The organism is Streptomyces calidiresistens, from assembly GCF_014141525.1.
Taxonomy (GTDB): domain Bacteria; phylum Actinomycetota; class Actinomycetes; order Streptomycetales; family Streptomycetaceae; genus Streptomyces; species Streptomyces calidiresistens.
The window spans coordinates 1-2,933 of record NZ_VKHS01000688.1 but is presented as its reverse complement, the minus strand read 5'-3'; the positions used below and the strand labels follow the sequence as shown (position 1 = coordinate 2,933).

The 2,933-nt window shown below is 72.3% G+C and carries 2 protein-coding genes; both read right to left on the bottom strand.

All coding sequences use genetic code 11. The features are described 5' to 3' along the window. Window positions 1-29: 29 nt before the first annotated feature. Window positions 30-1,076, bottom strand: coding sequence for an NAD-dependent epimerase/dehydratase family protein (locus FOE67_RS21475; RefSeq protein ID WP_323385241.1), 1,047 nt, complete (start codon window positions 1,074-1,076; stop codon window positions 30-32). 137 nt (window positions 1,077-1,213) lie between these two features. Continuing rightward, entirely contained in the window at window positions 1,214-2,644 is a 1,431-nt protein-coding gene (locus FOE67_RS21470; protein WP_143624525.1) for an aspartate aminotransferase family protein, read from the bottom strand. Between the last annotated feature and the right edge of the window lie 289 nt (window positions 2,645-2,933).

Here is a 2,933-nt window from a genome sequence, read left to right as displayed (position 1 = left end):
GGCGGGACGGGCGCGGGAGGCCCCGGGACTCAGAAGAAGACCTTCGCCATGCGCAGCACGCCCTGTTTCCAGGGGTCCGTGCTGGCCCGGCCGTTCGCGGTCCCACCCGCGGCCGGGGACGCGGCGGACGCCGCGGCGCGTCGCTCGCGCCACCACTCGTGGGTCTCCAGGATGGCCTCGCGGTTGCTCATCAGCGGTTCGAAACCGAGCCGTTCGCGCGCCTTGTCCACGCTCACGTAGGAGTCGTCCAGCAGCTTGTACAGCAGCCGCCCGTACACCGGGGAGAGGCCGGTGCGCTCCAGCCCTCGCAGCAGCGCCACCGCCGGACGGCCCGGCACGGACACCACCCGCTTGCCGTGGCCGGCGGCGTCCAGCACCGCCTGGAAGTCCTCGCGGAGCGTCCCGAAGCGGGCGGCGCCGATGTTGTAGGTGTCGTCGGCGACCGCGTCCGGGGCGCGCAGCACGGTCACCACCGCCTCCACCAGGTCCCGCAGGGCGAGCATCTGGGTGCGCACGTCGCCCCGGCCCAGCACGGGGAAGTTGCGTCCCTCCTCCGCCCACTCGAAGAGCATGTCGAACAGGCCCATCCGACCCGGCCCGAGGAAGGTCTTGGGTCGCAGGATCGGCAGACACATCCCCCCGGCGCGGTACCGCTCGGCGACGACCTCGGCCTCCGCCTTCGCGGAGCTGTAGGTGTCCACCGGCTCGCGCGGATGGTCCTCCGGGGTCGGGACGTGCTTCGGCAGGCCGTAGACGGCGGTCGAGGAGATGTGCACCACCCGTGGGACACCGGCGGCCCGTGCCGCCTCCAGCACCGTGGTGGTGCCCTCGACGACGATCGACCGGATCTCCGGGGCGGGGTAGCTGGGCAGGGCGGAGGCGCAGTGGACGAGGGCGTCGGTGTCGCGCAGGGCCTCGGCGACCGCGCGCGGATCGCGGATGTCGCCGCTCAGGGACGTCAGCCCGGCGGCCCCCGGCACCGGCCGCAGGTCGAAGGCGCGGACCTCACGACCCTCCTTCAGCAACCGTTCGACCAGGTGGGAGCCGAGCACACCGGCCGCGCCGGTCACCGTCACCCGGGCGGGCAGCTCGCCCGACAGCGGGGACCGCGCGGGGGACCGCGTCGGGGACTGCGTCGAAGAGGGTGAGGGCGTCGGTCGCCCGGAGCCGGCCCCGGCGGGGGCCCCGGCGGGGGTTCCGGGAACGGGTCGGGTCACCACAGCGAGCTCACCCGCTCCCGCATGAAGCGCCCCACCAGCCGGCCCATGCCCTCGGCGAGGGTGGCCTCCAGGGCGTCGAGGAACCGTTCGCACTCCTCGCGACCGGCCACCAGCGGCGGGCTGACCACCAGGGGACTGCGGCCGTTGAGGGTGTAGTAGGCGTAGATGTCGTGCTTGCGGTAGAGGGTGTCGATCACCGCCGCGGTGATGATCTTCGTGCGCAGCAGCGGGTCCTTGGCGGGGCCGCCGACCGGCAGCTTTCCGACCAGATCCAGCATCCTCGGCCCGCCGGACAGGAAGACCCCGTGCAGGGCGCCCGCGCCCGCCACATCGGCCACGATGTCCGGGTAGGTCTTGCGGATGCGCTCCAGGCCCGGCGTCAGCACCTCCTCGATGGCCCTGGCCCGGGCGGGGAAGTCCTCCTCGACCGCGACGGCGATCGCCTCGATCGCGGTGGCGGTCTCCTCCCCGAAGCCGTAGTAGGTGGTGCTGGTGCTCTGCATCATGGCGTCCGTCATGTTGTCGTACGCCTTGCGGAAGAGCGCGTCACGGGCCACGAACGCCGAGATCGAGGACTTGCCGCCCCCGAAGGACTTCGAGGTGGTGACCACGTCGGGGATCAGCCCCTCGTAGCGGGTGAAGTGGAACATGCTCCCGGTCTTGCCCCAGCCGGTGTAGATCTCGTCGAAGATCAGCACGATGTCCTCGGCGGCGCACAACTCGCGCACCCCGCGCAGGAACTCCTCCGAGCACCACCGCATGGTGGAGGCGCTGAACGGTTCGATCAGCAGCGCGTAGACGTCGCTGCGCCCCCGCGCGTCCCGCGCCTCGGCCAACACCTCGCGCACCGAGTCCAGGTCGTCGTACCGGAAGGTGCGGATGCCCGGGATGGTGGGGAAGTCGAAGTGGTTCTGCGCGCTGCCGGTCAGACCCCCCGAGCCCAGCAGCTTGCCGTGGAAGGCGATGTCGGAGCGCAGCACCTGCCGGCGGCTGCCGCCGTGGTACTTGTACGCCAGCTTCACCGCCCCCTCGACCGCCTCGGCACCGGAGTTGGGCAGGAACGACCGGTTGAGGTCACCGGGCAGCACCTGCGCGAGGTTGTGGCCCAGCGCCGCCAGGTAGGGCGAGAAGTAGGTCTTGTGGACCTCCATCCGCCGCCGCTCCTGGAAGCGTTGGCGGGCCGCCAGGACGCGCGGGTGGTTGTGCCCGTGGTTCAGCACGCCCACGCCGCCGGTGAAGTCCAGGATCCGTCGGCCGTCCCGGGTGTGGATGTAGGCGCCCTCGGCGCGGTCCACCAGCTCCCGGCCGAAACCGAAGGAGGTCATCAGCCGGACCTGGCTCTTGTTGATGTACGTGCGGTACAGGTCGTGGACGGTCTCGACGTCCATTGCCTCGGCCTCGTCGAGGCCGATCAGGTGTGCCATCGGTGTCTCCCATGCGAGGTCCTCGTCGAACCCCGCGTCCCGGGGAGGGACGCGGTGCGACGGAGTGATCGCCGGCCGGAGTGCGCCGGGCGCTGAGGACCCCGGCGTGCCCGCCGGAGGTCCGTGGACCACACGGTGGCACGCGGGCGGGAGGCGGCACGAGGCGTGATCGGCGTCCGGTGACGGCCCGGCCGGAAGTGGACAGCGGGGGACCGGAGGCCGACGGGGACGGGCGGGCGTCCCCGGCCCGTGGACCGGTGGACCGGTGGGGACGGCGGAAGAGTTGAGG

Bases quoted from the DNA above. Each gene is read 5' to 3' on its own strand.
- FOE67_RS21470 (WP_143624525.1), bottom strand. From the start codon at position 2,644: ATGGCACACCTGATCGGCCTCGACGAGGCCGAGGCAATGGACGTCGAG.